At 73.1% G+C, this 26,189-nt stretch carries 21 protein-coding genes; 13 read left to right on the forward strand and 8 right to left on the reverse strand.

Translation table 11 applies throughout. The annotated features are described in order from the left end of the window. Window positions 1–185: 185 nt before the first annotated feature. Together cobS and QSK20_RS02250 are read left to right on the forward strand one after the other, a co-directional pair. The gene (gene cobS, locus QSK20_RS02245; protein ID WP_285786847.1) at window positions 186–959 is read left to right on the forward strand and encodes an adenosylcobinamide-GDP ribazoletransferase; all 774 of its coding nucleotides are present in this window, start codon (window positions 186–188) and stop codon (window positions 957–959) included. A gap of 65 nt (window positions 960–1,024) precedes the next feature. After that, window positions 1,025–2,311 (forward strand): DUF2314 domain-containing protein, encoded by a 1,287-nt coding sequence (locus QSK20_RS02250; protein ID WP_285787190.1) that lies wholly within the window; start codon window positions 1,025–1,027, stop codon window positions 2,309–2,311. A gap of 36 nt (window positions 2,312–2,347) precedes the next feature. On the opposite strand, the gene gcvT is transcribed toward QSK20_RS02250, so the two are convergent. Further along, window positions 2,348–3,478 (reverse strand): glycine cleavage system aminomethyltransferase GcvT, encoded by a 1,131-nt coding sequence (gene gcvT / locus QSK20_RS02255; protein ID WP_285786848.1) that lies wholly within the window; start codon window positions 3,476–3,478, stop codon window positions 2,348–2,350. Window positions 3,479–3,636: 158 nt separating this feature from the next. Between gcvT and QSK20_RS02260 the strand changes: the two genes are divergently transcribed. Beyond that, window positions 3,637–5,205 carry a leucyl aminopeptidase gene (locus QSK20_RS02260; RefSeq protein WP_285786849.1) on the forward strand — a complete coding sequence of 523 codons (1,569 nt, stop codon included), beginning with the start codon at window positions 3,637–3,639 and terminating at the stop codon, window positions 5,203–5,205. Window positions 5,206–5,350: 145 nt separating this feature from the next. Here the strand turns inward: QSK20_RS02260 and QSK20_RS02265 are convergent, their stop codons facing one another. After that, window positions 5,351–5,686 carry a hypothetical protein gene (locus tag QSK20_RS02265; RefSeq protein ID WP_088982797.1) on the reverse strand — a complete coding sequence of 112 codons (336 nt, stop codon included), beginning with the start codon at window positions 5,684–5,686 and terminating at the stop codon, window positions 5,351–5,353. 122 nt (window positions 5,687–5,808) lie between these two features. Between QSK20_RS02265 and lpdA the strand changes: the two genes are divergently transcribed. The 4 genes from lpdA to QSK20_RS02285 all read left to right on the forward strand — a co-directional run bounded on the left by lpdA (window position 5,809) and on the right by QSK20_RS02285 (window position 10,773). After that, complete coding sequence (gene lpdA / locus QSK20_RS02270) at window positions 5,809–7,254, forward strand: dihydrolipoyl dehydrogenase (protein ID WP_172900399.1); 1,446 nt, start codon at window positions 5,809–5,811, stop codon at window positions 7,252–7,254. Between the two features lie 74 nt (window positions 7,255–7,328). Further along, window positions 7,329–9,179 (forward strand): 2-oxoglutarate dehydrogenase, E2 component, dihydrolipoamide succinyltransferase, encoded by a 1,851-nt coding sequence (gene sucB / locus QSK20_RS02275; protein ID WP_285786850.1) that lies wholly within the window; start codon window positions 7,329–7,331, stop codon window positions 9,177–9,179. Between the two features lie 219 nt (window positions 9,180–9,398). Further along, entirely contained in the window at window positions 9,399–9,743 is a 345-nt protein-coding gene (locus tag QSK20_RS02280; RefSeq protein WP_285786851.1) for an antibiotic biosynthesis monooxygenase family protein, read from the forward strand. Window positions 9,744–9,855: 112 nt separating this feature from the next. Beyond that, on the forward strand, window positions 9,856–10,773 hold the full coding sequence (locus QSK20_RS02285) for a TIGR01777 family oxidoreductase (RefSeq protein WP_285786852.1): 918 nt from the start codon (window positions 9,856–9,858) through the stop codon (window positions 10,771–10,773). Window positions 10,774–10,969: 196 nt separating this feature from the next. Here QSK20_RS02285 and QSK20_RS02290 read toward each other — a convergent pair whose 3' ends face one another. Beyond that, window positions 10,970–12,184: an extracellular catalytic domain type 1 short-chain-length polyhydroxyalkanoate depolymerase gene (locus tag QSK20_RS02290; RefSeq protein ID WP_285786853.1), complete on the reverse strand. Its 1,215-nt coding sequence runs from the start codon at window positions 12,182–12,184 to the stop codon at window positions 10,970–10,972. A 179-nt stretch (window positions 12,185–12,363) separates the two neighbouring features. Here QSK20_RS02290 and QSK20_RS02295 point away from each other — a divergent pair, with 179 nt between their 5' ends. Together QSK20_RS02295 and lipB are read left to right on the forward strand one after the other, a co-directional pair. Then, the gene (locus QSK20_RS02295; RefSeq protein ID WP_285786854.1) at window positions 12,364–14,190 is read left to right on the forward strand and encodes a DUF6311 domain-containing protein; all 1,827 of its coding nucleotides are present in this window, start codon (window positions 12,364–12,366) and stop codon (window positions 14,188–14,190) included. A gap of 219 nt (window positions 14,191–14,409) precedes the next feature. After that, entirely contained in the window at window positions 14,410–15,048 is a 639-nt protein-coding gene (gene lipB / locus QSK20_RS02300; protein ID WP_285786855.1) for a lipoyl(octanoyl) transferase LipB, read from the forward strand. Between the two features lie 142 nt (window positions 15,049–15,190). On the opposite strand, the gene aspS is transcribed toward lipB, so the two are convergent. Then, window positions 15,191–16,477 carry an aspartate--tRNA(Asn) ligase gene (gene aspS / locus QSK20_RS02305; protein ID WP_285786856.1) on the reverse strand — a complete coding sequence of 429 codons (1,287 nt, stop codon included), beginning with the start codon at window positions 16,475–16,477 and terminating at the stop codon, window positions 15,191–15,193. 371 nt (window positions 16,478–16,848) lie between these two features. Between aspS and lipA the strand changes: the two genes are divergently transcribed. The 3 genes from lipA (at window position 16,849) to QSK20_RS02320 (ending at window position 20,280) form a co-directional block, all read left to right on the forward strand. Further along, window positions 16,849–17,892, forward strand: coding sequence for a lipoyl synthase (lipA, locus tag QSK20_RS02310; protein ID WP_285786857.1), 1,044 nt, complete (start codon window positions 16,849–16,851; stop codon window positions 17,890–17,892). 147 nt (window positions 17,893–18,039) lie between these two features. Further along, complete coding sequence (locus tag QSK20_RS02315) at window positions 18,040–19,527, forward strand: NAD(P)/FAD-dependent oxidoreductase (RefSeq protein WP_285786858.1); 1,488 nt, start codon at window positions 18,040–18,042, stop codon at window positions 19,525–19,527. A 63-nt stretch (window positions 19,528–19,590) separates the two neighbouring features. Then, window positions 19,591–20,280, forward strand: a complete 690-nt coding sequence (locus QSK20_RS02320; RefSeq protein WP_285786859.1) for a DUF4191 domain-containing protein — start codon at window positions 19,591–19,593, stop codon at window positions 20,278–20,280. Window positions 20,281–20,375: 95 nt separating this feature from the next. Here QSK20_RS02320 and QSK20_RS02325 read toward each other — a convergent pair whose 3' ends face one another. Continuing rightward, entirely contained in the window at window positions 20,376–20,780 is a 405-nt protein-coding gene (locus QSK20_RS02325) for an RDD family protein (RefSeq protein WP_285787191.1), read from the reverse strand. 259 nt (window positions 20,781–21,039) lie between these two features. Here QSK20_RS02325 and glnA point away from each other — a divergent pair, with 259 nt between their 5' ends. Then, a complete protein-coding gene (gene glnA, locus QSK20_RS02330) occupies window positions 21,040–22,464 on the forward strand; it encodes a type I glutamate--ammonia ligase (protein ID WP_285786860.1) in 1,425 nt (474 codons plus the stop codon). Window positions 22,465–22,586: 122 nt separating this feature from the next. Here the strand turns inward: glnA and QSK20_RS02335 are convergent, their stop codons facing one another. From QSK20_RS02335 to mptB, 3 genes are all read right to left on the reverse strand, one after another. After that, on the reverse strand, window positions 22,587–24,023 hold the full coding sequence (locus QSK20_RS02335; protein WP_285786861.1) for a beta-propeller domain-containing protein: 1,437 nt from the start codon (window positions 24,021–24,023) through the stop codon (window positions 22,587–22,589). After that, window positions 24,020–24,529 (reverse strand): SigE family RNA polymerase sigma factor, encoded by a 510-nt coding sequence (locus tag QSK20_RS02340; RefSeq protein ID WP_285786862.1) that lies wholly within the window; start codon window positions 24,527–24,529, stop codon window positions 24,020–24,022. The genes QSK20_RS02335 and QSK20_RS02340 overlap by 4 nt, the downstream gene beginning before the upstream one ends. A 103-nt stretch (window positions 24,530–24,632) precedes the next feature. Then, window positions 24,633–26,156 (reverse strand): polyprenol phosphomannose-dependent alpha 1,6 mannosyltransferase MptB, encoded by a 1,524-nt coding sequence (gene mptB, locus QSK20_RS02345; RefSeq protein WP_285787192.1) that lies wholly within the window; start codon window positions 26,154–26,156, stop codon window positions 24,633–24,635. Between the last annotated feature and the right edge of the window lie 33 nt (window positions 26,157–26,189).

Genomic DNA, 26,189 nt, shown 5'->3' on the forward strand with positions numbered 1-26,189 from the left:
GAACCGCCCGCCCGGCACGCCGGCGCCGACCCGTCCGGCCGGCGCGCCGCCACCGTCCCGACCGACCGGCACACCGCCGCCACCCCGACCCGCCGGTCGTTCGCGGTTCCACCGGCCCGGCGTGACACCGGCCGGGCCGCCGCCGGGCCGGTCGGGCGGGATGCGGGCCGCACCCGGTGTCGGCCGTGCCGGCTGAGTCCCGGCTCGGAGCCGGCCTGCGGCTGGCGGTCACCACGTTCACCACCGCGCCGGTGCGTCCCGGTCGGGTGGACCGGGCCGCCGCCGGCACGGCGATGGCGGTCGCGCCGCTGGTCGGGGCCGTGCTCGGGGTGGTCCTGGGCGGGGTGCTGCTCGGCCTGGCCACGGTGGCCCCGCCACTGGTCGCCGCGGTGGTGACGGTCGGCTGCGGCGCGCTGCTCACCCGGGGCCTGCACCTGGACGGGCTGGCCGACACGGTCGACGCGCTCGGCTCGTACCGGCGGGGTCCCGCCGCTTTGGAGATCATGAAGAAGCCGGACGTGGGGCCGTTCGGGGTGGCCGCGCTGGTCCTCGTCCTGCTGGCGCAGAGCGCGGTGCTCGCCGAGCTGGCCGCCCGGTCGTGGCCGGCGGCGCTCGCGGCGGTCGTCACCGCGACCGCCGCCGGCCGGTTCGGGGTCACCCTGGCCTGTCGTCGCGGTGTGCCGGCGGCCCGCCCGGAGGGACTCGGCGCGCTGGTGGCCGGCACGGTCGGGCCGGTCGCGGTGGCGGTCGGGGCGGTCGCCGTCGCGCTGCCGGCGCTCGCGGCGGTGCCGGGTCGCCCGTGGCAGGGGCCACTCGCCGTCGCCGTCGCGCTCGCCGCCGTGCTGCTGCTCCTGCGCCACCTGGTACGCCGGCTCGGCGGGATCACCGGCGACGTGCTCGGCGCGAACGTGGAGGTCGCCACGACGGTGGTCTACCTGGGAGTCGTGCTGTCCGGCTGAGGACGACTCACCATGCCGGGTAGCGTTCTTCCCCGACAGCACCCGGCGCGGCGATGGGGGACGAATTGCTCATCACGGACGACTTCCTGCCCGTTCCGGTTCCGGAGACGCTGACCGCGACGTACCTGGTGCCGATACGCGGCCTGCCGAGGGTGTCCACCCGGACGGCGGTGACGGCGCTGGCCGGGCGGCTGGCCGAACCGGTGTACGGGCTGGCCCGGCAGATGCTGGCGAGCCCGCTGATGAGCGTGGACACCCGACCGATCGACGAGTTCCCCGCGCTCCCGCCGGACCTGCTGACCGCGTTCGGGGCGACCCGCGAGCAGTTGGAGCGGCTGGCCCAGGCGACGCACGTGGTGGTGGTCCGGGCCGAGTACCGGCCGGGGTGGCCGCCGGCCCACGAGTGGGCGGCCCGGGCGGTGGCCGCCGCCGTCGCCGAAAGCGTCGACGGCGACGTGGTGGACGTCTTCGGGTTGCAGTTCCTCGACCCGGCGACCGCGCTGCGCTCGCTCCCCGACGAGCAGGGCCGGGTCCGCCTGGTCGACTGGGTGCTGGTGCCGTACTCCTCGGACGCCGACGGACTCTGGTTCACCACCAAGGGGCTGCGTCGGTTCGGGCTGCTGGAGTTGCAGACCCAGGGCGTGCCGGACCACCTCACCCGTGCCTGGGGGGCGGTGCTGACCGGGGTGGCCCGCCGGCTGCTGCGCACCTGGACCGACGGGCTGGCCGGCGAGGAGGTGCCGGCGTTCGTCCCGCTTCCGGTGCTGAGCACGGTGACCGGGCACGACATCGCGGTGGCGTACGGCAACCCGGAACAGCACGGCGCGACCGCGCCGGTGCTGCTGCGGCTGGAGCTGGACCCGGCGACGGATCCGGAGGCGGACTCGTTCCTCAGCCTGCACCCGCCGGCCGGCAACCCCGGACCGCCCGGGCGCTACTTCGCCTCGGCGTGCGCCACGCTCTTCGCCGGCATCCAGCCCGACGTGCGGTACGCCCGCCGGGGCGACGCCATGTCGAAGGCGGTGGCCACCGCCCGGGCCGGGCTGCCGGACGTCCGGGCCCGGTTCCTGGCCGGTGCGCTGCCCGCCGAGACGCAGCTCGTGGTGAAGTACGGCCTGCCGGGTGAGGACGGTCCGGAGTTCGTCTGGGCGGCGGTGACCTCCTGGGAGACCCCGGAGCGGCTCGCCGGCACCAGCGCCAGCGACGCCACGAACGACCCGGAGGTCCGCATCGGCGCCCCGATCGTGGTGGAGGCGACCGACGTCGTCGACTGGGCGCTGCTCGGCCCCACCGGCGTTCTCGAGGGCGGCTGGACCCAGGCGGTCCTCGACTCCGGCGACCGCCCCCACTGACCCCCGCCCGTCGTCGGCGGGGGCCGGCGGGACGGGCTAGCGGACCGAGGGGTCGACGAAGGGCGGACGGGCGACACGCATCCGGGCGCGGCGGCCCCGGACGTCGATCTCCACCTCGTCGCCGTCGGCCAGGTTCACCGCCGTGTCGAGCAGGGCCAGGGCGATGCCCTGCTTGAGGGTGGGCGAGAAGGTGCCGCTGGTGACCGTGCCGACGGTGGCGTCGCCGACGTGCGCGGCCATGCCGGCACGGGGGATCGCCCGGTCGACCGCCACCAGACCCCGCAGGGTACGGCGGGGACCGGCGGCCTTCTCGGCCAGCAGCGCGTCCCGCCCCCAGAAGGCCGGCTTGGTCCAGCCGACCGCCCAGCCGCACCGCGCCTGCACGGGGGTGATGTCCAGCGACAGGTCCTGCCCGTGCAGCGGGTACCCCATCTCGGTGCGCAGGGTGTCCCGCGCGGCCAGGCCGCAGGCACGCAACCCGAACTCCGCCCCGGCGGCGAACAGGGCGTCCCAGACCGCGACCGCGTGCGCGGCGGGCACCACCAGTTCGTAGCCGAGCTCGCCGGTGTAGCCGGTACGGCAGACCGTCAGCTCCACCCCGTCGAGGGTGGCGGTGGAGAAGCTCATGTAGTCGTGCCCGGTGGGCAGGCCGAGGGCGGCCAGCAGCTCCGCCGACCGTGGGCCCTGCACGGCCAGCACGGCGTACGCCTCGTGCTCGTCGGTGACCGTGACCGACGGCGGCGCGACGGCGCGCAGCCGGCGCGTCACCTCGGCGGTGTTCGCGGCGTTCGGGATGAGGAAGACGTGCTCGTCGTCGTGCAGGTAGGCGATGATGTCGTCGACCACGCCGCCGGTGGCGTCGTCGCAGCAGAGCGTGTACTGCGCCCGGCCGGGGCCGATCCGGTCCAGGTCGTTGCTGAGGCAGGAGTTGACGAACCCGGCCGCGCCGGGGCCGGTCACCCGCACCTTGCCGAGGTGCGACACGTCGAAGACGCCGACGGCCTCCCGGACCGCGGTGTGCTCCTTGAGCACGCCGCCGCCGGCGTACTCAAGGGGCATCTCCCAGCCCCCGAAGGGGGCGAACTTCGCGCCCGCGGCGGTGTGCCGCTCGTGCAGCGGGGAACGACGCGGCCGGGTCGCGGTCACGTCGGAGGTCACGTCGGTCATGAGGGCAACTTACCGGGGACCGCGCCGCTGGTTAGCATCGGCGGGACTCGCCCGATCAACGGGCGGGACAGCCCTGTCCCCGGCGGGTAGGTTGCCCCCGGAGACCCCCACCGCCGGACGCAACCCGCGACCGGCCCGGCCCGCCCGGAGTAGCTTCAGTGACATCGCCCAGCACCACCCTGAGCCTGGTCGACACCGACCCCGCCGAGCTTGCCGTCGACGCGATCGTGATCGGTGTGCACAGTCAGACCGGCGAGGACGCCACCAGCGGCCCCGCCGGTGCCCTGCTCCTCGGCAGCGGCGCGGAGAGCATCGCCGCCGCCTTCGACGGCAAGCTGACCGAGACGCTGGCGCTGCTCGGCGCGACCGGCGCTCCCGGCGAGGTGATCAAGCTCGCGACGCTGGGCACGATCACCGCGCCGCTCGTCGCCGCCGTCGGGCTGGGTCCGGAGCCGACCGGTGCCGCCCCGGCCCCGGAGACGCTGCGCCGGGCCGCCGGATCGGTGGTCCGGGCGCTGGCCGGCGCCCCCCGGGTGGCGCTGAGCCTGCCGTTGCCGGACGACGCGGACGCCCCGGCGGCGCTGCGCGCGGTCGCCGAGGGCGCGCTGCTGGGCGGCTACCGGTTCGCCGGCTACAAGACCAAGCCGCAGCCGACCCGGCGGGACCCGGTGGCCGAGGTGCTGGTGTCGGTGCCGGACGCCGCGGACGCCACCGCGCAGGCGGAGATCGTCCGCGCGACCACCGTGGCGGGCGCGGTCCGGCTGAGCCGGGACTGGGTGAACACCGCCCCCAACGACAAGCGTCCGCCGGCCTTCGCCGACACGGTGGCCGAGGCCGCCCGGGCGGCCGGCCTGACCGTCGAGGTGCTCGACGAGACGGCCCTGGCCGAGGGGGGCTACGGCGGCATCATCGCGGTCGGGCAGGGCTCGGAGGCCCCGCCGCGCCTGGTCAAGATCACCTACACCCCGGAGGGCGGGGCCACCGGCAAGCGGGTCGCGCTGGTCGGCAAGGGCATCACCTTCGACACCGGCGGCATCTCCATCAAGCCGTCCCAGGGCATGTGGGAGATGAAGTCCGACATGGGCGGCGCGGCGGCGGTCGCGGCGACCATGCTGGCCGTCGCGGCGCTGAAGCCGTCGGTGGCGGTGAACGCGTACGTGCCGATCGCGGAGAACATGCCGTCGGGCACGGCGTACCGGCCGGGCGATGTGATCACCATGTTCAACGGCAAGCGGGTCGAGGTGCTCAACACCGACGCCGAGGGCCGGATGGTCCTGGGCGACGCGATGGCGCGGGCCTGCGCCGACGGCTGCGACTACCTCTTCGAGACCTCCACGCTGACCGGCGGGCAGGTCATCTCGCTGGGCAAGCGGGTCGCCGGGGTGATGGGCACGCCGGAGCTCTGCGAGCGGGTGCGGACGGTCGGCGACGCGGTCGGCGAGCCGGCCTGGCCGATGCCGCTGCCGGACGACGTGCGCAAGGGCATGGACTCCGAGGTGGCCGACATCTCCCAGGTCAACGCCGGGATGGACCGCGCCGGGCACATGCTCCAGGGCGGCACGTTCCTGCGTGAGTTCGTCACCGACGACGTGGCCTGGGCGCACATCGACATCGCCGGTCCGAGCTACCACTCGGGCGAGCCGACCGGCTACTGGACCAAGGGCGGCACCGGCGTGCCGGTCCGGACCCTCGTCCAGCTCGTCGAGGACATCGCCACCGAGGGCTGAGGTGGTAGCAGGGGTCCCCTGTTACCGCTTTTCGAGTAACAGGGGACCCCTGCACACACCCGGGGCACCGCCCCACACACCCGAAGACGCCGCCCGGCGCTCGCCCGGGGCGCCGCCGCCGGGCAGGGCCGGCACGACCGGTGCCTCAGTACAGCTCGGGACGGCGCTTACGGCGCTCGTTGAAGTCGCGCATCCGTTGCGGGTACCCGACCAGGCGCACGTCGTAGATCGGGATGGCGAGCCGGTGGGCGAAGCGGCGGGCGTTCTCCGGCGAGTCGATACGGCGACGGGTCCACTCCCCGTCGTCGGCGATCAGCATCACCGTGGTCTCGGTGACGGTGGTCTGCGGTTCGATGAACGCCTCGACCCCGCGTCTGGTCCGTACGAAGTTCTCCAGGTGTTCGAGGTCGGCGCGACTGGCCGCGCGTCCCGGACCCGAGTCACCACCGCTGGGCTTGCGTCGTCGTCGGAACAGGGCCACCGGCCATCCCCTCCACCCGCCGTCTTGAGAAGGCTTCCGCCAAGCGTACGTGTCCTCGACGTGTCGTTGAGCACCTCAGTACGCGCCCTGCGAGGGCAGGTGACAAGATGACCGAGGCGAGTATGCCCTTTTCCTGGCATGACCCTCGTAGCAGCGACGCGACCTGGGAGTTGAGTGTGAGCGAGCCGAACGACGCGACCTTCGACGTTGTCATCCTCGGAGGAGGCAGCGGCGGCTATGCGGCGGCGCTGCGCGCCGCCCAACTGGACCTCAAGGTCGCCCTGATCGAGAAGGGCAAGCTCGGCGGGACCTGCCTGCACAACGGCTGCATCCCGACCAAGGCCCTGCTGCACGCGGCGGAGATCGCCGACAGCACCCGCGAGTCGGAGCAGTTCGGTGTCAAGGCCGAGCTGGTCGGCATCGACATCGCCGGCGTCAACTCGTACAAGGACGGTGTGGTCGCCCGCCTGTACAAGGGTCTCCAGGGTCTGGTCGGCGGTTCCAAGAACATCACCTTCGTGTCCGGCGCCGGCCGGCTGGTCGGGCCGAACGTCGTCGAGGTCGACGGCAAGCGGTACACCGGCCGTAACGTCGTGCTGGCCACCGGCTCGTACGCCCGCAGTCTGCCCGGCCTGGAGGTCGACGGCGAGCGGGTGATCACCAGCGACCACGCGCTGACCCTGGACCGGGTGCCCGCGTCGGCGATCGTGCTCGGCGGCGGCGTGATCGGTGTCGAGTTCGCCAGCGTCTGGAAGTCCTTCGGGGTGGACGTGACGATCATCGAGGCGCTGCCCCGACTGGTCGCCGCCGAGGACGAGGAGTCGTCGAAGGCGCTGGAGCGGGCGTTCCGCAAGCGGAAGATCAACTTCAAGGTCGGCAAGCCCTTCGAGAAGGTCGAGAAGACCGAGAAGGGCGTCAAGGTCACCATCGCCGGTGGCGAGACCGTCGAGGCCGAGCTGCTGCTCGTCGCGGTCGGCCGTGGCCCGGTCACCGCCGACCTCGGGTACGAGGAGCAGGGCGTCAAGATCGACCGCGGGTACGTCCTGACCGACGAGCGGCTGCGCACCGGCGTGCCGAACGTCTACGCCGTCGGCGACATCGTCCCCGGTCTCCAGCTCGCGCACCGCGGTTTCCAGCAGGGCATCTTCGTCGCCGAGGAGATCGCCGGCCGGAACCCCACCGTGATCGACGAGGCGGGCATCCCCCGGGTCACCTACTGCGACCCGGAGCTGGCCTCGGTCGGCCTCACCGAGGCCAAGGCCAAGGAGCAGTACGGGGCTGACAAGATCAAGACTTACAACTACAACCTGGGTGGCAACGGCAAGAGCCAGATCCTCAAGACCACGGGCTTCGTCAAGCTGGTCCGGGTCGAGGACGGACCGGTGGTCGGCGTGCACATGGTCGGCGCCCGGGTCGGTGAGCTGATCGGCGAGGCGCAGCTCATCTACAACTGGGAGGCCTACCCGGCCGAGGTGGCGCAGCTCGTGCACGCCCACCCGACCCAGAACGAGGCCCTCGGCGAGGCGCACCTCGCCCTGGCGGGCAAGCCGCTGCACGCACACGCCTGACCACACCCACATCCGCGACGTCCGGCGGCAAGCGGGCGAGGATCCGTACCCAGGCTACGAAGGAGTCTTGAAAGATGCCGGTATCGGTCACCATGCCCCGGCTCGGCGAGAGCGTCACCGAGGGCACCGTCACGCGCTGGCTCAAGCAGGAGGGCGACACGGTCGAGGTCGACGAGCCGCTGCTCGAGGTCTCGACCGACAAGGTCGACACCGAGATCCCGTCCCCGGCGGCGGGCGTGCTGAGCCGGATCGTGGTGGGCGAGGACGAGACCGCCGAGGTCGGTAGCGAACTCGCCGTCATCGCCGGTGAGGGCGAGCAGGCCGGCGGCGGCGCGGGCGCGCCGCAGGAGGAGCAGGAGGCCCCGGCGGAGAAGGCCGAGCCGACCGCCGCGGCCGAGGGCACCGGCCCCGAGCCGGAGCAGCCGAAGGAGCAGGAGCAGCCGAAGGCCGAGGCCGCTCCGGCCCCGTCTGGCGAGGGCACCCCGGTGAAGATGCCCGCGCTCGGCGAGAGCGTCACCGAGGGTACGGTCACCCGCTGGCTGAAGCAGGTCGGTGACAGCATCGAGGTCGACGAGCCGCTGCTGGAGGTCTCGACCGACAAGGTCGACACCGAGATCCCGTCGCCGGTCGCCGGCACCCTGCTGGAGATCAAGGTCCCCGAGGACGAGACCGCCGAGGTCGGCGCCACCCTGGCGGTGGTCGGCGCGGCCGGTGCCGCCCCGGCCGAGGCCAAGCCCGAGCCGAAGCCCGAGCCCGAGGCCAAGCCGGAACCAAAGGCCGAGGCCAAGCCGGAACCGAAGCCGGAGCCGAAGGCCGAGCCGGCCGCTCAGGAGCCGACTCCGGGCCTGTCCTACAACGAGCCGTCCGCCGAGGCCGAGAAGGCGGCGCAGCCCGTCAAGGCCGAGCAGCAGGCGACCCCGGCCGCCCCGACTGCCGCCCCGCAGCGTCCGTCCGCGCCGGCGCAGGGCGGCGGCGAGGAGGCCGCCGGTTACGTGACCCCGCTGGTGCGCAAGCTGGCCGCCGAGCACGGTGTCGACCTGGGCTCGGTCACCGGCACCGGTGTCGGTGGCCGGATCCGCAAGCAGGACGTGCTGGACGCGGTGGAGAAGGCCAAGGCCGCCAAGGCGGCTCCGGCGCCCGCCGCCGCCCCGGCGCAGGCTCCGGCCGCCCCGGCCCAGCCGAAGGCGCAGCCGAGCGCCAAGCGGGGCACCACCGAGAAGATGCCCCGGATCCGCGCGGTCATCGCCAAGCGGATGCAGGAGTCGCTGCACGAGATGGCGCAGCTCACCACCGTGGTCGAGGTGGACGTCACCAAGGTCGCCAAGCTGCGGGCCCGGGCCAAGGACGCCTTCCTGGCGCGGCACGGCGTGAAGCTCTCCTTCCTGCCGTTCTTCGCGCTGGCGGCGGTCGAGGCGCTCCAGGCGTACCCGGTGGTCAACGGCAGCATGGACCTCGACGCCGGCACGATCACCTACCCGAAGTCCGAGAACCTGGGCATCGCGGTGGACACCGAGCGGGGCCTGATGGTGCCGGTCGTGCACGACGCCGGTGACCTCAACCTGGGCGGTCTGGCCAAGCGCATCGCCGACCTGGCCGAGCGCACCCGGACCAACAAGATCAGCCCGGACGAGATCGCCGGGGCGACCTTCACCCTCACCAACACCGGCAGCCGGGGTGCCCTCTTCGACACCCCGATCGTGCCGTCGCCGCAGTCGGCGATGCTCGGCACCGGTGCGGTCGTCAAGCGTCCGGTCGTGGTGAACGACCCGGAGCTGGGCGAGGTGGTCGCCGTCCGGTCGATGGTCTACCTGGCCCTCTCCTACGACCACCGGCTGATCGACGGCGCCGACGCGGCCCGTTTCCTGGTCGCGGTCAAGGAGCGCCTGGAGGCCGGCAACTTCGAGGCGGAGCTCGGCCTGTCCTGACCCTGTCACCGAAGGGGCGTCCCGGTTCACCGGGGCGCCCCTTCGGCGTCTTCTCCCACCGCGATCCACACTCGAGAAGGGGTGGAGGGGCGATCGGACGCGGAGGTGGCGTGGACAGGCGTCCACTAGGGTGATCGTCAGCGTCGCGGTGCGCCCGGCAGGGAGAGCCCGCTGGGCCGTCCCCTCCCGACCGACACCCCCGGCTGACGAGGACGAACGATGTCGATCACCCCGCAGACCGTGATCAGCACCGACGCCGACCTGGTCACGTTGATCAACGTGTTCACCGTGGCGCCCGGGCGACAGGCCGAACTGGTCGCCGCCCTCGATCGCACCACCCGGGTGTTCTTCGCCACCGTGCCCGGGTTCCGGTCGGCCAACGTGCACGCCAGCCAGGACGGCACCCGCGTCGTCAACTACGCCCAGTGGGCCAGCGCCGGGCACTTCGAGGCGATGCTCCGGATGCCCGAGGCCCGCCCGCACCTGGCCGAGATCGGCGCGCTCGTCGAGCAGAGCGACCCCAAGCTGTACGAGGTCCGCAGCACCCACCACGGCGTCCCCTGACCGCGCCCCGCCACTGCCCGGCGGTCGCTGCCCGCCGCCACCGGGAGCGTCGTCAGGGGTGGGATGATCAGGGTGACCGCGCCCCCGGCCTCGTTCCGGGTGAAGATAGGGCATGCGGATCCTCATGGCCGGCGCCTCCGGCTTTCTCGGCACCCGACTGGCCGCCCGGCTCGCCGACGCCGGTCACGAGATCGTCCGACTGGTCCGCCGCCCACCACGCGGCCCCGACGAGGTGCGCTGGGATCCGGGGGCCGCGCAGCTCGACCCGGCGGTGGTCGCCGGGGCCGACGCGGTGGTCAACCTGGCCGGCGCGGGGGTCGGCGACAAGCGGTGGAACGACGCGTACCGGGCACTGATCCGGTCGAGCCGGGTGGAGACCACGAGCACGCTCGCCATCACCATTGCCGGGTTGCCCGCCGAGGACCGCCCGGCGGTGCTGCTGAACGCCTCGGCGATCGGCTGGTACGGCAACACCGGCGACCGGGTCGTGGAGGAGGACGCCCCGGCCGGTGAGGGATTCCTCGCCGACGTCGCCCGCGTCTGGGAGGCGGCGACCCGCCCGGCCGAGGACGCCGGGGTGCGGGTGGTCCGGCTGCGCACCGGCCTGCCGCTGCACCGCGACGGCGGGCTGCTCAAGCCGCAGCTCCTTCCGTTCCGGCTCGGGGTCGGCGGAAAGCTCGGCAACGGCCGGCAGTGGGTGCCGTGGATCTCCATGGTCGACTGGCTCGACGCGGTGATCTTCCTGCTCGACCGGGCCGACGTGGCCGGCCCGGTGAACGTCGTCGGCCCGAACCCGGTGCGGAACGCGGAGTTCACCCGGGAGTTGGCCCGGCAACTGCACCGGCCGGCGGTCATGCCGATCCCGGCGCTGGCGTTGAAGGTCGCGCTGGGCGGTTTCGCCCAGGAGGCCCTGACCAGCACCCGGGTCCTGCCCGGGGTGCTGACCCGGGCGGGCCGCCCCTACCGTGCCGCCTTCACCTTCCGGCACCCGGACCTGCCGGGCGCCCTGCACGCCGCCCTGCACGGGTAGACGTCCCCCGCACATCCGCCCCGCGCCCTGCGCCCCGCTCCGGTTGTGCGCGCCCGCGCGCCCGGGTTTGTTTGGTTGCAGGGGACCCCTCCTCGGCAAAAAGCGGTAGGAAGGGTCCCCTGCAACCACCTCAGCCGCCGGTAACCACCTCAGCCCCGTGCCACCGCCTCGGCCGCCGGGAAGCATCTCGGGCAGGTCAGCAGCCGACGACCCAGTGGTTCGGGGCGGTCTGCTTGAGGGTGGCGCTGCTGAACGTGTTGTAGAGGCCCATCCGCTGCCCGGAGCCGGTCGCGTAGGCGTACCCACCGGAGTGGTAGGCCCGCCCGGCGGTGACGTGGGCGTAGTTGCTGGCGGTCACGCAGGTCGGCGCGGCCGTGGGCGTCGGGGTGGGGGTGGGGCCGGCGGTCGCGGTCGGGCTGGGGGCCGGGCCGCCGGAGCCGTTCAGGCCGAAGTAGAGCGCGTCCCGGTACGCCGAGCAGATGGTGTCCAGGAAGTACGCGGCTGCGGTGCCGCACTGCTCGGCGCCGCTGCCCGGGTCGATCGGGGTGCCGTGGCCCATGCCGGAGACCCGGTAGACGCGTACCCGGTCGTCGCCGTAGGTCTCCAGGGTGGTGCCGGCGGGCAGGTTGGTGGTGCTGCCCGGGGTCTGGGAGAGGCCAGCCACGTTGGTCCACTGGTCGCGGGACTCGGTGGCGTTGGCCGTGGCCACGGTGTAGTCGGCGGTGCCGTGCCAGACGGCGACCTTCGGCCGGGCGCCGGTGTAGCCGGGGTGGGCGTTGCGGACCAGGTCGCCCCACTGGGCGGGGGTCTTGTTGACGCCGGGGTTCATGCAGGAGAACGCGTTGATCATGCTGGTCGCGCAGCGGTACGGTACGCCGGCCACGATCGAGCCGCCGGCGAAGACGTCCGGGTACGCGGCGAGCATGGTGGCGGCCATCGCGCCGCCGGCGGAGAGGCCGCTGACGTACACCCGGTTGGCGGCGGTGCCGTAGTTGGCCTTCGCGTGGTCGACCATCTGCTTGACGGAGAGCGCCTCGCCCTGGCCCCGGGCGGTGTCGCCGGTCTCGAACCAGTTGAAGCAGGAGGTCGAGTTGTTGGCGGACTTCTGCTCGGCCAGGATCAGCGCGAACCGCCACTGGTCGGCGAACTTGCGCCAGCCCGAGTTGGTGAAGTAGCCGGTGGCGTTCTGCGCGCAGCCGTGCAGCAGCACCACGGCGGGGGCGTTGGTGGGCAGCCCGTCCGGTCGGTAGGCGTACATGGCGAGGTTGCCGGGGTTGGAACCGAAGCCGGTGACCGGGGTCAGGCTGGCGGCCTGTGCGGGCGCGGCGGCCACGGCGGCGGCCGTGACGGCGAGGACGGCTCCGGCCAGCGCGGCGGCCAGCCGGGAGAGGACGGACGGGGGTCGACGCACGGCGGCCTCCAGGGTGTGAACTGAGTCACTTGAATTGCCGCGACGTTACGCCGGGATGACGAAGATGTGACATGGCGACCGTTAACACATTCACGATTGCCGAAGTGTGGACGTACGCGGGCTCCCGGAGGTTCCGTGTCCGGCCGGTCTGTCATCAGACGGTTGGTAACGTCCGCTCCGTGCCGACTTCCCCGTCCCTGCTCACCGGGCCGCCCGCACCGTCGCCCGCCCCGACCCGGAGCCGCCGGGCAGACCTGGTGATGGTGCTGGTCGCGCTCGCCCTGGCGGTCTGGGTGACCAGCGGGCTCTGGCGGGACCCGAACGGGCGGGCGATCACCGTCAACTCCAGCGACCAGGCCCTCTTCGAGTGGCTGCTGGCCTTCGGCGCGCACGCGCTCACCCACGGCGACAACCCGCTCTTCACGTACCTGCTCAACGTCCCGGACGGGGTCAACCTCGCGGTCAACACCTCGATCACCGTGTACGCGGCGGTGTTCGCGCCGCTGACGTACCTGATCGGTCCGCCCGCGACGTTCCTGGTGATCCTCACCCTCAACCTGGCCGCCACCGCGCTGGCCTGGTACTGGCTGCTCTCCCGGCACCTGGTCCGCACCCCGCTCGCCGCCGGTGTCGGGGCGCTGGTGATCGCCTTCTCCCCCGGCATGGTGTCGCACGCCAACGCCCACCTGAACTGGTCCGCCGGATGGCTGGTGCCGCTGCTGGTCTGGCGGCTGTTCGCGCTCCGGGAACCGGGGCGCTGGCTGCGCAACGGGGTGATCTTCGGCGTGCTGGTCGCGGTCGCCTTCTCGATCGCGGCCGAGGGGCTGTTCTTCACCGCCCTCGCCCTCGTCGTGTTCCTGGCCGTCTGGGCGGCGCACCCGGCGAACCGGGCCACGGTACGCGCCGCGCTGCCGGACTTCCTGCGCGGCACCGCGGTCACCGCCGTGGTCGCGGGGGTGCTGCTGGCGTATCCGCTCTGGCTGCACTTCGCCGGCCCGCAGCGGTTCCACGGCACCGGGTTCGACCCGGTGGTCCACTCCGAGGACATGGCGGCCTACCTGGCGTACCCGCGCCGGTCCGTGGCGGGCGAGGCCGGCCTCGGCACCTCGCTGGCCCCGAACCCGACCGAGGAGAACTCGTTCTTCGGTGCCCCGCTGCTGCTGCTCGCCCTGGCCTGCTTCGTCTTCCTCTGGCGGCATGCCGCCGCCACCCGCCGGGCCACCCTCCTCGCGCTCGGGGTGACCGCCGTGGTGTTCACCGTGCTCTCCTGGGGGCCGCAGGCCGTCGTCGACGGCGAGCGGACCGGGATCCCGCTGCCGTTCGAGTGGCTGGGCCGACTTCCGGTGATCAACGCGGCGCTGCCGGCCCGGCTGGCGCTGGTGGTCGCGCCGGTGATCGGGCTGCTGCTGGCGTTCACCGTCGACCGGCTCCGTACCGATCCGCCCCGGCGCCGGTCGGCCGGGCTGGCCTGGGCGGTCGGGTACGCGCTGGCGCTGGTGCCGCTGCTGCCCACCCCGCTGCTGACCATCGCCCGGGAGCCGATCCCGGAGTTCGTCACCTCGGGCGCGTGGCGCGAGCACGTCTCCCCCGGCGGGGTGCTGACCCCCATTCCGTTGACCGTGGACGTCACCCCGGACGGGCAGCGCTGGCAGGCGTACGCCCTCGCCCACCGGCAGGGTGAGTTCGCCCTTCCGGCCGGCTTCTTCCTCGGCCCCGGCGGACCGGACGGACGGGGCCGGATCGGGCCGGTGCCGCGTACCTTCGACTCGCTGATGGACCAGGCCGGACGGACCGGACGGGTGCCGATCATCACCGAGGGAACCCGCGAGATGGTCCGCGCCGACCTGCGGCACTGGCGGGTCGAGGCGGTCGTCCTCGCCGACCGGGTGCACGGCGCGAAGTACGACCTCGACGAGGAGGCGCTGCGACGGGCGGCCACCGATCTGCTCGGCCCCCCGCAGCGGGTCCGCGACGTCTGGCTCTGGAAGGTCCCGCCGACCGCCTGAACCGACCCGGGTGCCTGGACCGGCAGCGTGCGCCGCCCGGGTGCCTGCGCCGCAGCACGAGCCGCCAGGTGCCTGAACCGACAGCGTGCGTCGACCAGCTGCCTGCACCGCAGCACGAGCCGGCCAGGCGCCTGGACCGGGCAGCGTGCGCCGGATGCCGGCCGGTGGTGAGCCGGCTCACCGGGTTCGACGGGTCCGGCCGGTACTACGCTGGACGGCGTGACCACGACGACGTCCGGCCTGACCACGGTCCGCGCCGGCCTCCTCGACTACCAGGCCGCCTGGGACGAGCAGCGCCGGCTGCACGAGGCGGTGGTGGCCGGCGAGAGCCCCGACACCGTGCTGCTGCTGGAGCACCCGAGCGTCTACACCGCCGGCAAGCGCACCGAGCCCTGGGACCGCCCGATGGACGGGACCCCGGTGATCGACGTGGACCGGGGCGGCAAGATCACCTGGCACGGGCCGGGGCAGCTCGTCGGCTACCCGATCGTGCGGCTGCCCGATCCGGTGGACGTGGTCGCCTACGTCCGCCGGACCGAGCAGTTGCTGATCGACGTCTGCGCGGAGTTCGGGCTGACCGCCGGCCGGATGGAGGGACGCAGCGGCGTGTGGGTGCCGGCCGACGACCGGGGCCCGGCCCGCAAGGTCGCCGCGATCGGCATCCGGGTCTCCCGGGGCGTCACCCAGCACGGCTTCTCGCTGAACTGCGACTGCGACCTGACGCACTTCGACCGGATCGTGCCCTGCGGCATCCGGGACGCGGGCGTCACCTCGCTCAGCGCGGAGCTGGGCCGCCCGATCACCGTGGCCGACGCGCTCCCGGTGGTCGAGCGGCACCTGGGCACCCTGCTCGCCTGACCCGTCACCCCCGTTCTCCCGCGCTGCTGCTGGGCCGCGCTGCGGCTCAGGTGTTTGCAGGGGACCCTTCCTCGGCAAAATCCGGTAACAAGGGTCCCCTGCTACCACCCCACCCCACCCCACCCGGGCGGCGCTCACCGTCTCAGGGGGTGAGGCGGTGCAGGTCGCGGGGGAACGCGGTGACCTCCCGGACATTGGCCGCCCCGACCAGGCGGGACACCAGGCGTTCCAGACCGATGGCGAAGCCGCCGTGCGGGGGCATGCCGTGCCGGAACGCCGCGACGTAGTCCGCGTACGGCTCGACCGGCTCGCCCCGGGCGGCCAGCGCCGCCAGGTAGTCGGCGTGCCGGTGCAGCCGCTGCCCGCCGGTGACCAGTTCCACGCCCCGGAACAGCAGGTCGAACCCGTTGGAGTAGCCCGGCCGCGCCGGGTCGGGGTGGGTGTAGAAGGGGCGTTTCGCCATCGGGTACCCGGTGACGAAGAGGAAGTCGGAACCGTGCTCGTGCCGGGCCCACTCCCCCAGGGTCCGCTCGTGCGCCGGCGCGAGGTCCGGCTCGTCGGCCGGGGCGCCGGCGATCGTCAGCGCCTCGGTGAAGTGCACGGCGGGGATCTCCACCGGCACCTCCGGGACGCTCACGTCGAGCAGCGCCAACGCCGATCCGGCCCGGTCGGCGACGGTGCCGAGCAGCCCGGCGAGGGTGTCCCGGAGCACGGTCATGACGTCCCGGTGGTCGGTGACGAAGCCCAGCTCGGCGTCGAGCGAGGTGTACTGGGCCAGGTGGCGGGCGGTGTCGTGCGGCTCGGCGCGGAACACCGGACCGACCTCGTAGACGCGTTCCAGGACGCCGACCATGAGCTGCTTGTAGAACTGCGGCGACTGGGCCAGGTACGCCGGCCGGCCGAAGTAGTCCAGGGCGAAGACGTTCGCCCCGCTCTCGGTCGACGAGCCGACGATCTTCGGCGTGTGGATCTCCACGAAGCCCCGGGCGTCCAGGGCGGCCCGGAACCCGGCGACCGCCGCCGCCGAGACGCGCAGCGCCGCCGACCGGCGCGGGTGACGCAGCGCCACCGGCGCGTGGTCGAGCTGCGTCGGCAGGCTCGCGGTCAGGGTCGGCCGGAACAGGTCGAACCCCGGCGGTACGGCCGGCGGCCCGAGCAGGCGTACCGCCGGGTCGGTCAGCTCGACCCCGGCGGGGGCGGCCGGGTTCGCGGTGACCGTTCCGACCACCTCGACGACGGTCTCCTCGGTCAACGCCTCGACGGCCGCGCGGGCGGCCGGGTCGGTGACCACCACCTGGGCCGTTCCGGTGGCGTCGCGGACGATCAGGAAGGCCACCGACTTGAGCAGCCGGCGGCGGTGGGTCCAGCCGGCGATCCGGACGGTCGTGCCGACATGGGCGGGAAGTTGGGCGGAAAGGATGCGTTGCACGCTGGTTACCTCCTCGACAAATCGCAACGCGATCCCCAGGGAGGTGTGGGCGAGCGGGAACCTCGCGGTGCCACCACACCTTCGCTCCCGCCGTGGGCGGGAGCCTCGTTCGTCGCCTGTTCACCGGGGCCAGCCGGGCGGGGTCTACTGGGCGCGGGGGTCACCCCGCCACCGTTCTTCCCGCAGCTCGGGAGGGTCTTCACGCACCGTCACCAGACCGCCTCGCAGCACTTCGGCGGCTCTCTGCACTGGCTCGGCGGGCGCTACTCGGCTCCGTCGTCGCTCGTGGTGGGCACGCTACCGCCGGCCAGGCAGCGCCGACAGCGTTTTTCCGGCGGCACGGCGGTGAGTGGGCTCACGTACCCGGCGGCGTGACCCCGGTCGCCCGAAGTGCATCGACAGGCGCCAGCGGGCGTAGGCTCGGTTGCGTGACCATCGAGCAGTCCGCGCCGACCACCGCCCAGGCTCCGCGCTCCGCCAGCGTCGCCCCCGAGGGGCGGCGCCTCCTGCGGATCGAGGCACGCAACGCGGAGACGCCGATCGAACGCAAGCCACCGTGGATCAAGGTCAAGGCCAAGATGGGGCCGGAGTACACGTCGCTGCGGGGATTGGTCTCCCGGGAGGGGCTGCACACCGTCTGCCAGGAGGCCGGCTGCCCCAACATCTACGAGTGCTGGGAGGACCGGGAGGCGACCTTCCTCATCGGCGGTGACCAGTGCACCCGGCGCTGCGACTTCTGCCAGATCGACACCGGCAAGCCGGCCGAGTTCGACGCCGACGAACCGCGCCGGGTCGCCGAGTCGGTGGCCACGATGGGGCTGCGGTACGCGACCATCACCGGCGTCGCCCGGGACGACCTGCCCGACGGCGGCGCGTGGCTCTACGCCGAGACGGTCCGGCAGATCCACGCCCTTCAGGCCGGCTGCGGCGTCGAGCTGCTGATCCCGGACTTCAACGCGGTGCCCGACCAGCTCGCCGAGGTCTTCGGGTCCGGGCCGGAGGTGCTCGCGCACAACGTCGAGACGGTGCCCCGGATCTTCAAGCGGATCCGCCCGGCGTTCCGCTACGAGCGCTCCCTGGACGTGATCCGGCAGGCGCGTGCCGCCGGCCTGGTCACCAAGAGCAACCTGATCCTCGGCATGGGCGAGGAGCGCACCGAGGTCTCCCAGGCGCTGCGCGACCTGCACGAGGCGGGCTGCGAGCTGATCACCATCACGCAGTACCTCCGCCCCACCCCGCGCCACCACCCGGTCGAGCGCTGGGTCAAGCCGGAGGAGTTCGTCGAGCTGCGCGAGGAGGCCGAGGAGATCGGGTTCGCCGGGGTGATGAGCGGGCCGCTGGTGCGCTCGTCGTACCGGGCCGGCCGCCTCTACCGTCAGGCCCTCGACGCGCGCGCGGCCAGCCCGGTCGGCTGACCCCGCCCGGGCCCGCCACGCCACCGTGTCGGGACGGACACGCACCGCGACGGCGTGCTAGATTCCGCGCGTCCCGCCCACGGCCATGCCGTCCCACCCTTCGATTTGACGGTTGCCGCCGCACGTCGAAGGTGATGGATTTATCTCATGGCCACGCCACACACCATCGTCATCGGAGCCGGCCCCGCCGGTCTCACCGCCGCCTACGAGCTGACCCGGCGTAACGCGCCGGTGGAGGTCTTCGAGGCCGACGACGTGGTGGGCGGCATCAGCCGCACCGTCGAGCGCGACGGCTGGCGGTTCGACATCGGTGGGCACCGGTTCTTCACCAAGGTGCCCCGGGTCGAGGAGTTCTGGCACGAGATCCTGCCGGACAGCGACTTCCTGCTCCGGCCCCGGATGAGCCGGATCCACTACCGGGGCCGGCTCTTCGACTACCCGCTGCGCGCCGGCAACGCCCTGGGCAACCTGGGCGTGGTCGAGGCGGTGCGCTGCGTCGGGTCGTACGTCTGGACCCGGGTGCGACCGCCGAAGGACCAGAGCCACTTCGAGGGATGGGTCTCCGCCCGTTTCGGCACCCGGCTGTACCGGATGTTCTTCAAGACGTACACCGAGAAGGTCTGGGGGATGCCGGCCACCGAGTTGCAGGCCGACTGGGCCGCCCAGCGCATCCGGAACCTCTCACTGGCCGGCGCGGTGCGCAACGCGCTGCTGCCGAAGCGCAACCAGAAGGACATCACGAGCCTGATCGAGGAGTTCCAGTACCCGAAGTACGGGCCGGGGATGATGTGGGAGCGCTGCGCCGAGCTGGTCGCCAAGGCCGGCGGGACGGTCACCCTGAACACCTGGGCCCGGACGGTGCACCGGGCCGGCGGACGCGCGGTCGCGGTGACCGTCGCCGACCCGGAGGGGCAGCGCCGGATCGAGGTCGACCACGTCGTCTCCAGCATGCCGATCTCCGAGCTGGTCCGCACCATGGACCCACCGGCCCCCGCGCACGTCCGGGCCGCCGCCGACGCGCTGCGCCACCGCGACTTCCTCACCGTGGCCCTGGTGGTGCCGGCGGACGCCGGCTTCCCGGACAACTGGATCTACGTACACACCCCGGGGGTACGGGTCGGCCGGATCCAGAACTTCGGCTCCTGGTCGCCGTACCTGGTGCAGGACGGGACGACCTGCCTCGGCCTGGAGTACTTCGTCAACGAGGGCGACGACCTGTGGACCTCGACCGACGAGGATCTCGTCGCCCTCGGCACCGCCGAGCTGGAGCGACTCGGTCTGGTCACGCCGGGCGCGGTCCGCACCGGTTACGTGGTCCGGATGCCGAAGGCGTACCCGGTCTACGACGAGGGGTACGAGCAGGCCGTCGACACCATCCGGCAGTGGCTGGCCGAGGCGGTGCCGAACGTGCACCCGGTCGGACGCAACGGCATGCACCGCTACAACAACCAGGACCACTCCATGCTCACCGCGATGCTCACCGCGGAGAACATCCTCGACGACGCCGGACACGACATCTGGGCGGTCAACGTCGAGGAGGAGTACCACGAGGAGAAGACGACCGACGGATCCGGCAACGGCCGGCACGGCACCGGACGGGCCGCGCCGGTCCTCCCCCGCCGCGCCGTCGACTGAGCCGTACGCGCGGGCTGCCGACCGTGGTGATCGGCCGGTACGGCGACCACTACACTTTGCGCCATGGCGAAGCCCCAGGAGAAGGTCTCGTTCGGCCAGCGGCTGAAGCAGATCGGGATGGTGTTCAAGTTCACCGCCAAGCAGGACCGGTGGTTCGCCCCGCTGGTCACCGGCGCGGTGCTGATCCCGCTCGCGCTGACCGTGGTCGCGGTGATCCTCTGGGGCTGGCTCTGGCTGCCGCTGGGCATCCTGCTCACCCTGCTCGCCGTGCTGATCGTGCTCAACCTCCGGTCCAACCGGGCGATGATGAACGCCGCCGAGGGGCAGCCCGGCGCGGCGGCCTCGATCATGGAGAACATGCGCGGTGACTGGCGGGTCACCCCGGCGGTCAGCTCCACCACCCAGATGGACATGGTGCACCTGGTCATCGGCCGTCCCGGCGTGATCCTGCTCGCCGAGGGCAACCCGCAGCGGGTACGCGGCCTGCTCGGCCAGGAGAAGCGCCGGCTGGCGAAGGTGATCGGCACCGCCCCGCTCTACGACTACATGATCGGCACCGAGGAGGGCGAACTGCCGATCCGCAAGCTGCGCATGACGCTGATGCGGCTGCCCCGCAACCTCAGCGGCAAGGACGTCAACTCGCTCGACAAGCGCCTCAAGGCGCTCACCGCCCGTCCGCAGTTGCCGAAGGGCGCCATTCCGAAGAACATGCGCCCCAGCAAGGGCCAGTTCCGCCAGACGCGGGGGCGCTGAGCCCGCCCCGCACCGTCCACCGACGGCGCCCCGCACGAGGTGAACCCTCGGCGGGGCGCCGTCGTCGTTACCGGTGACGCAGAACGTCGACGCGGTCAGCGGGCGGCCGGGCGAGGAGGGGCCGGGGCGATCACCGAGCCGGCCAGCCGGTCGTGGACGCCCCGGCGCTTGTCGTCCATGATCAGGGCCGGCACGACCAGGGCGAGCAGCAGACCGCGCAGCAGCCCCCGGCCGATGCCGATCCGGCCCCCGTCGGCCCAGGACAGGCAGCGGATCCGCGTGACGTACATGCCCGGGGTCTGGGCGAAGAGGCCGAGGAAGAAGGCGTACTCGACGACCAGCACCAGCACCGGGGCCCAGCCGTCGGTCACCGGGTCGGCGAAGAAGTTCGACACCAGCAGACAGAGCACCCAGTCGATCACCAGCGCGCCGAAACGGCGGCCCAGACCGGGCGGGGTGAAGTCGGGGTCGGTGGCGGGCGGCACCGGGCGATGGGACATGCTCACAGCAGCCAAGGCTAGTCGGGACGGAAACCCGGGCGACGGGGACGTCGATCGGCGTTACCGGACGGCCCGGGTGGGTATCGTCCGAACGGGGACGACAGACGGCTCGACGGGGCGCCACACCGACCCTCACCGGCATGAAAGAGCAGCCAGAGTGGGTCGTAACACGGCAGAAACAGTAAGGACATGGCCGAGCAACCCCCCGGCCATAGCGTCGCCAAGCAGCCAGCCATCCGTGGACGTGCCAGGAGGACGTGTGTTCGCCAATCCCGAGGAACTCCTGCGATACCTCAAGAACGAGGACGTGAAGTTCGTCGACGTACGGTTCTGTGACCTGCCCGGCGTGATGCAGCACTTCAACCTGCCGGTCGAGTCCGTGGACGACGCCTTCTTCACCGAGGGCCTCGCCTTCGACGGGTCGTCGATCCGGGGCTTCCAGGCGATCCACGAGTCGGACATGCTCCTGCTCCCGGACGTCGCGACCGCCTTCATCGACCCCTTCCGCGTGCAGAAGACCCTCGCGCTGAACTTCTTCATCCACGACCCGTTCACCCGTGAGGCGTACTCCCGGGACCCGCGTAACGTGGCGAAGAAGGCCGAGGCGTACCTGGCGGCGAGCGGCATCGCCGACACCGCGTACTTCGGCGCCGAGGCGGAGTTCTACATCTTCGACTCGATCCGCCACGAGACCTCCGCGCACCAGTCGTTCTACTACATCGACTCGATCGAGGGCGCGTGGAACACCGGCCGCGAGGAGGCCGGTGGCAACCGCGGCTACAAGACCGCGTACAAGGGTGGCTACTTCCCGGTGCCGCCGGTCGACCACTACGCCGACCTGCGGGACAGCATCGTGCGCCGGCTGGTCGACAGCGGCTTCACCGTGGAGCGTTCGCACCACGAGGTGGGCACCGCCGGCCAGTCCGAGATCAACTACCGGTTCTCCACCCTGCTGCACGCCGCCGACCAGCTCCAGCTCTTCAAGTACATCGTGAAGAACGAGACCTGGGCCAACGGCAAGACCGCGACCTTCATGCCGAAGCCGCTCTTCGGCGACAACGGCTCCGGCATGCACACCCACCAGAGCCTCTGGCTGAACGGCGAGCCGCTGTTCTACGACGAGACCGGCTACGCCGGACTGTCGGACACCGCCCGCTGGTACATCGGCGGTCTGCTGCACCACGCGCCGTCGCTGCTGGCCTTCACCAACCCGACGGTCAACTCGTACCGCCGGCTGGTGCCCGGCTTCGAGGCGCCGGTCAACCTGGTCTACTCGCAGCGCAACCGCTCCGCGTGCACCCGGATCCCGGTCACCGGCAGCAACCCGAAGGCCAAGCGGGTCGAGTTCCGCGTGCCGGACCCGTCGGCGAACGTCTACCTCGCCTTCTCGGCGATGATGATGGCCGGCCTGGACGGCATCAAGAGCAAGATCGAGCCGCCGGCGCCGATCGACAAGGACCTGTACGACCTGCCGCCGGAGGAGTGGGGCGACGTCAAGCAGGTCCCGGGCTCCCTGCCGGAGGTGCTCGACGCGCTCGAGGCCGACCACGACTACCTGCTCGACGGCGGGGTCTTCACCCCGGACCTGATCTCCACCTGGGTGGAGTGGAAGCGGGCCAACGAGGTCGACCCGGTGCGCCTGCGCCCGACCCCGCACGAGTTCGCCATGTACTTCGACTGCTGACGCGGTCGACAGCTCGTCGTGGAAGCCCCCGGGAGTGCTCCCGGGGGCTTCCCCGTGCCCGGGAGCGGTGACCGGTCCGCCTCACCGCGGGCCGGGGACGGCAGTCGGTGACCGGCACGGTCTCACCGCCCGGCGGCCGGCCGGGGACGCAGCCGTCGCCGTCGCCGCCACCACCGCACCGTCGTGCCTACCGCGACCACCAGGACGACCAGCAGGACGGCGATCTGACCGAACGGCCAGTAGAGGGCGAGGAACCGACGGACGGCACCCTCGATCCGCGACGGCGCGGGCCCGCCGAAGCTGTCGAGGAGACCGGCCGGCACCTCGACGAACAGCGCGCTCTCGGGCAGCTCGACCAGGCGGTGCCGGCTGCCGTCGGTACGGAACGCCGCCAGGTCGACTCCCCCGACGGCCCACCAGTCGAGGTCCGACCAGTTCGGGTCGCCGGTCACCTTGACCAGCCCCTTCTCCGGCTCGTAGGTGGCGACCACCGCCGCGCCGTCGCGCTGCCAGCCGAGCAGCCGGGCGGCCAGTCCGCGCGCGGGAGCCAGCGTCGGGCCGTCGGTCGGCCGCCCGTCGTCGACGTCGACGTACCGGAGGCGGAAGAGCCGGTTCCGGAGGCTCTCCTCGGCACAGGCGGCGTCGCCCACGCAGCGGTCCACCGTGTACAGGGCGATCCGTCCGCCGTCGGGCAGCCACGCCCCGGGCCCGGCGAGACGGTCGGCCGCGGTGAGGTCGGCCAGCTTCCGTACCGTGTTGCCGGCGACGTCCACGACGTACAGGGCCTGACCGGTCGCCACCGCGATCCGCGACCCGTCGGGCGAGAAGGACGCGAGGTCACCCGCCCGCCGCAGGCCGGGCACGCCGGGCAGCGGGCGGGACCGGCCCGTCGCGAGGTCGAGCAGGCGCAGCTCGCCGTCCGCCCCCGGGTCGCCGTCCGGCCCGAAGGCGTACTGGAGGAGGGCACTGCCGTCCGGGGACCAGCGCACCGGAGCGCCGCCGTCGTACTGCACCAGTTTTCCGGTGGTCAGGTCGACGACCACGGTCTGCTCCCGGCCGTCGGCCGGCCAGCGCGCGCCCTCCAGCCACGGCCGGTCGGCCAGGAACCGCCCGTCCGGGGAGGGCAGCAGGCCGCCGAGGCCGGTGTCGGTCTCGCCGACGGTCCGGGCCAGCCGGTACCGGCCGTCCTGTCCGACGACGAGACTGCGCCCCTCCCAGCCCCACACGTCGCTGCCGCGCAGCTCGTGGTCCCCGGCGACGACGATCGCGGCCGGCCCGGGTGGCGACTCGTCGACGGTTCCCTGACCGATCAGCGGGGAGTACACCGTCGACGGCACCCGGGCGGCGGTGCCGGCCGGTGCGACGTCCGGTCCGGTGCCGGGAACGGGCAGCAGCACGGCGGTCACCCCGACGGTGACCACCGCCAGCGCGACGACAGCAGCATGCCGGGTACGGCGACGGCGGATTCCCCTGCGTCGGGTGTCCGGGTCGATCCGCGCCGGACGGGCCTGGTCGGCGATGCGGGTCAACACGTCGGTCAGCGGCGGACGGCGGTTCACGACGTCACCTCCAGCAGATCGGCCAGTTCGGGGGCGAGGGTGCGCAGGCGGGCCAGCCCGTCGCGGACCTGGCTCTTGACGGTGCCCACCCGGCAGCCGAGCACCTCGGCGGTCTCCGCCTCGGTGAGGTCCTCGAAGTACCGCAGGACCAGGGCCGCGCGCTGCCTCGGGCCCAGCCGGGCCAGGGCCCGCTGCACCGCGACGGTCACCCCGACCTCGTCGGTACGGTCCGGTGCCGGCCGGTCGACGCCGGTCAGCGGCACGTGCGTGATCCGTCGCGTTCGCCGCCACCAGGAGACGTGCTGGTGGTAGAGCACCTTCCGGACGTACGGGTCCGGGTCGCCCCCGGCGGCCAACCGTTGCCATCGCCCCGCGACGCTCAGGAACGTCTGCTGTACCAGGTCCTCGGCCAGGTGGTGGTCGCCGGTGAGCAGGTAGGCGATTCGTGACAGGGCCGTCGTACGGGCCTGCACGTACGCCTCGAACGACAGCCGATCGGCATCCACTGACGCCACCTCCTGCCTACCTTCACGCCGTCACCGGCCCCGGCGGAGGGGAGCGATCTTCCGGACGCCGGGAAGGCGGCCCCCGGGGTGGCCGTGGTGGGCCTCAGGAGGTGGTAGCAGGGGACCCCTGCTCATCAAAAAGCGGTAACAGGGGTCCCCTGCTACCACCACCACCGCCACCACCGGAGCGGGTGGCGCGTACGGCCAGCCAGAGCACCAGGGCGGTCATCAGGATCGCGCCGGGGGCCTTGGTGAAGCGGGCCAAATTGGTGCCGTCGGGCAGGGTGAGGAAGGACGCCACCGCGCAGGGCAGCAGGAACCAGGTCGTCCGGGTGGTGGCCACCGCCAGCACCGCCAGCGGCCAGACCGCGTACCAGGGGTGGAAGACCGGGGCGAGGGCGACCGTGGCGGCCAGGGCCAGTCCGGCGCCAGCGAGCGCCACGCGCGGCCGTGCGGCGGCCAGCCGGGCCACCCGCTGCCGGACGCCGCTGAGTCGGCGCAGGCTCCGCCAGGCGCGGAACCAGAGCACGACCAGCAGCACCGCGAGCAGCGCCACCGCGACCGCCCGGGCCACCGGCACCGCGTTCGGATCCAGGCCGAGCAGCCGGCCGGCGTAGTCGACGGTGAACCCGACGGCGGTCGGTGGGGACGTCCACTGCTCGGAGTCGCCACTGCGGGTCAGCCCGCCGATCCAGCCGAACCCGAGCCCGGAGGCCGCCGAGGTGGCCAGCAGGGCGGCCACCGCACCGGCGACCACCCAGAGCCCGTCGCGCAGCAGCGCCCGGAAGGTGACGATGCCCGCCACCGCGGCCAGGGCCGCGAACGGCAGCACCACCAACGCGGTGACCTTCACCGCCACGGCCAGCCCGAGCAGCGCCCCGCCGAACAGCAGGCGGGGCCACTGCCCGGGGTGCCGGACCACCAGCAGCAGCCCGGCCAGCAGCAGGCCGACCATCACCGCGTCGTTGTGTGCCCCGGCGACCAGGTGCACGCCGACCAGCGGGCAGGCCAGCACCAGCCAGACCGCCCGCCGTACGGGCACCCCGGCGGCGCGGGCCAGCCCCGGCAGGCAGGCGGCGGCGAGGAGCACCCCGAGCACGGCGACCACCCGCAGCAGCGCGACGGTGCCGAGCAGCGAGCCGCCGAGCGCGGCGGCGGCCCCGGCGAGCAGCACGAAGACCGGCCCGTACGGGGCGGCGGTGTCCCGCCAGATCGGGGAGATCGCGTCCAGCCAGGGGCAGCCGGCGGCGGCCACCCCACCGGCGTACGGGTCGCCGCCGGCGGCGTACACCCAGCCCTGGCAGGCGTACGAGTAGACGTCGCGACTTCCGGTCGGCACGGTGACCAGCAGCGGCAGCGTCCACAGCCCGGCGGTGAGGTACGCCCAGCGTGTCGACACGACGGCGTGCCGGGCCGCCCACCAGGCCCCGACCAGCCCGGCGGTGCCGACCAGCCAGGCGGTGAGCAGGAGCGGACCGTGCTCGCCGCGCCAGATGGAGACCGGGGTGACCCCACCGGCGAACTCCGGGAAGACCCCGCCGAGCCAGGAGGCGACGGCCAGCAGCACGGCGCCGACGAGGCCGCCCCAGCGCACCAGCCGCAGCCGTCCCGCCCCGGGCGGGACGATCCCGCGACCGGCGGCCGGACCGGTCCCACGACC

Origin of the sequence: Micromonospora sp. NBRC 101691, from assembly GCF_030269285.1 — a bacterium.
Lineage (GTDB): Bacteria > Actinomycetota > Actinomycetes > Mycobacteriales > Micromonosporaceae > Micromonospora > Micromonospora echinospora.

What these genes read in the sequence shown, in the direction of transcription:
- gcvT (WP_285786848.1), bottom strand. Translation starts at nt 3,478, where the DNA reads ATGACCGACGTGACCTCCGACGTGACCGCGACCCGGCCGCGTCGTTCC.
- lpdA (WP_172900399.1), top strand. Translation starts at nt 5,809, where the DNA reads ATGCCCTTTTCCTGGCATGACCCTCGTAGCAGCGACGCGACCTGGGAG.
- sucB (WP_285786850.1), top strand. Translation starts at nt 7,329, where the DNA reads ATGCCGGTATCGGTCACCATGCCCCGGCTCGGCGAGAGCGTCACCGAG.
- QSK20_RS02280 (WP_285786851.1), top strand. Translation starts at nt 9,399, where the DNA reads ATGTCGATCACCCCGCAGACCGTGATCAGCACCGACGCCGACCTGGTC.
- QSK20_RS02285 (WP_285786852.1), top strand. Translation starts at nt 9,856, where the DNA reads ATGCGGATCCTCATGGCCGGCGCCTCCGGCTTTCTCGGCACCCGACTG.
- QSK20_RS02315 (WP_285786858.1), top strand. Translation starts at nt 18,040, where the DNA reads ATGGCCACGCCACACACCATCGTCATCGGAGCCGGCCCCGCCGGTCTC.
- QSK20_RS02320 (WP_285786859.1), top strand. Translation starts at nt 19,591, where the DNA reads ATGGCGAAGCCCCAGGAGAAGGTCTCGTTCGGCCAGCGGCTGAAGCAG.
- QSK20_RS02325 (WP_285787191.1), bottom strand. Translation starts at nt 20,780, where the DNA reads ATGTCCCATCGCCCGGTGCCGCCCGCCACCGACCCCGACTTCACCCCG.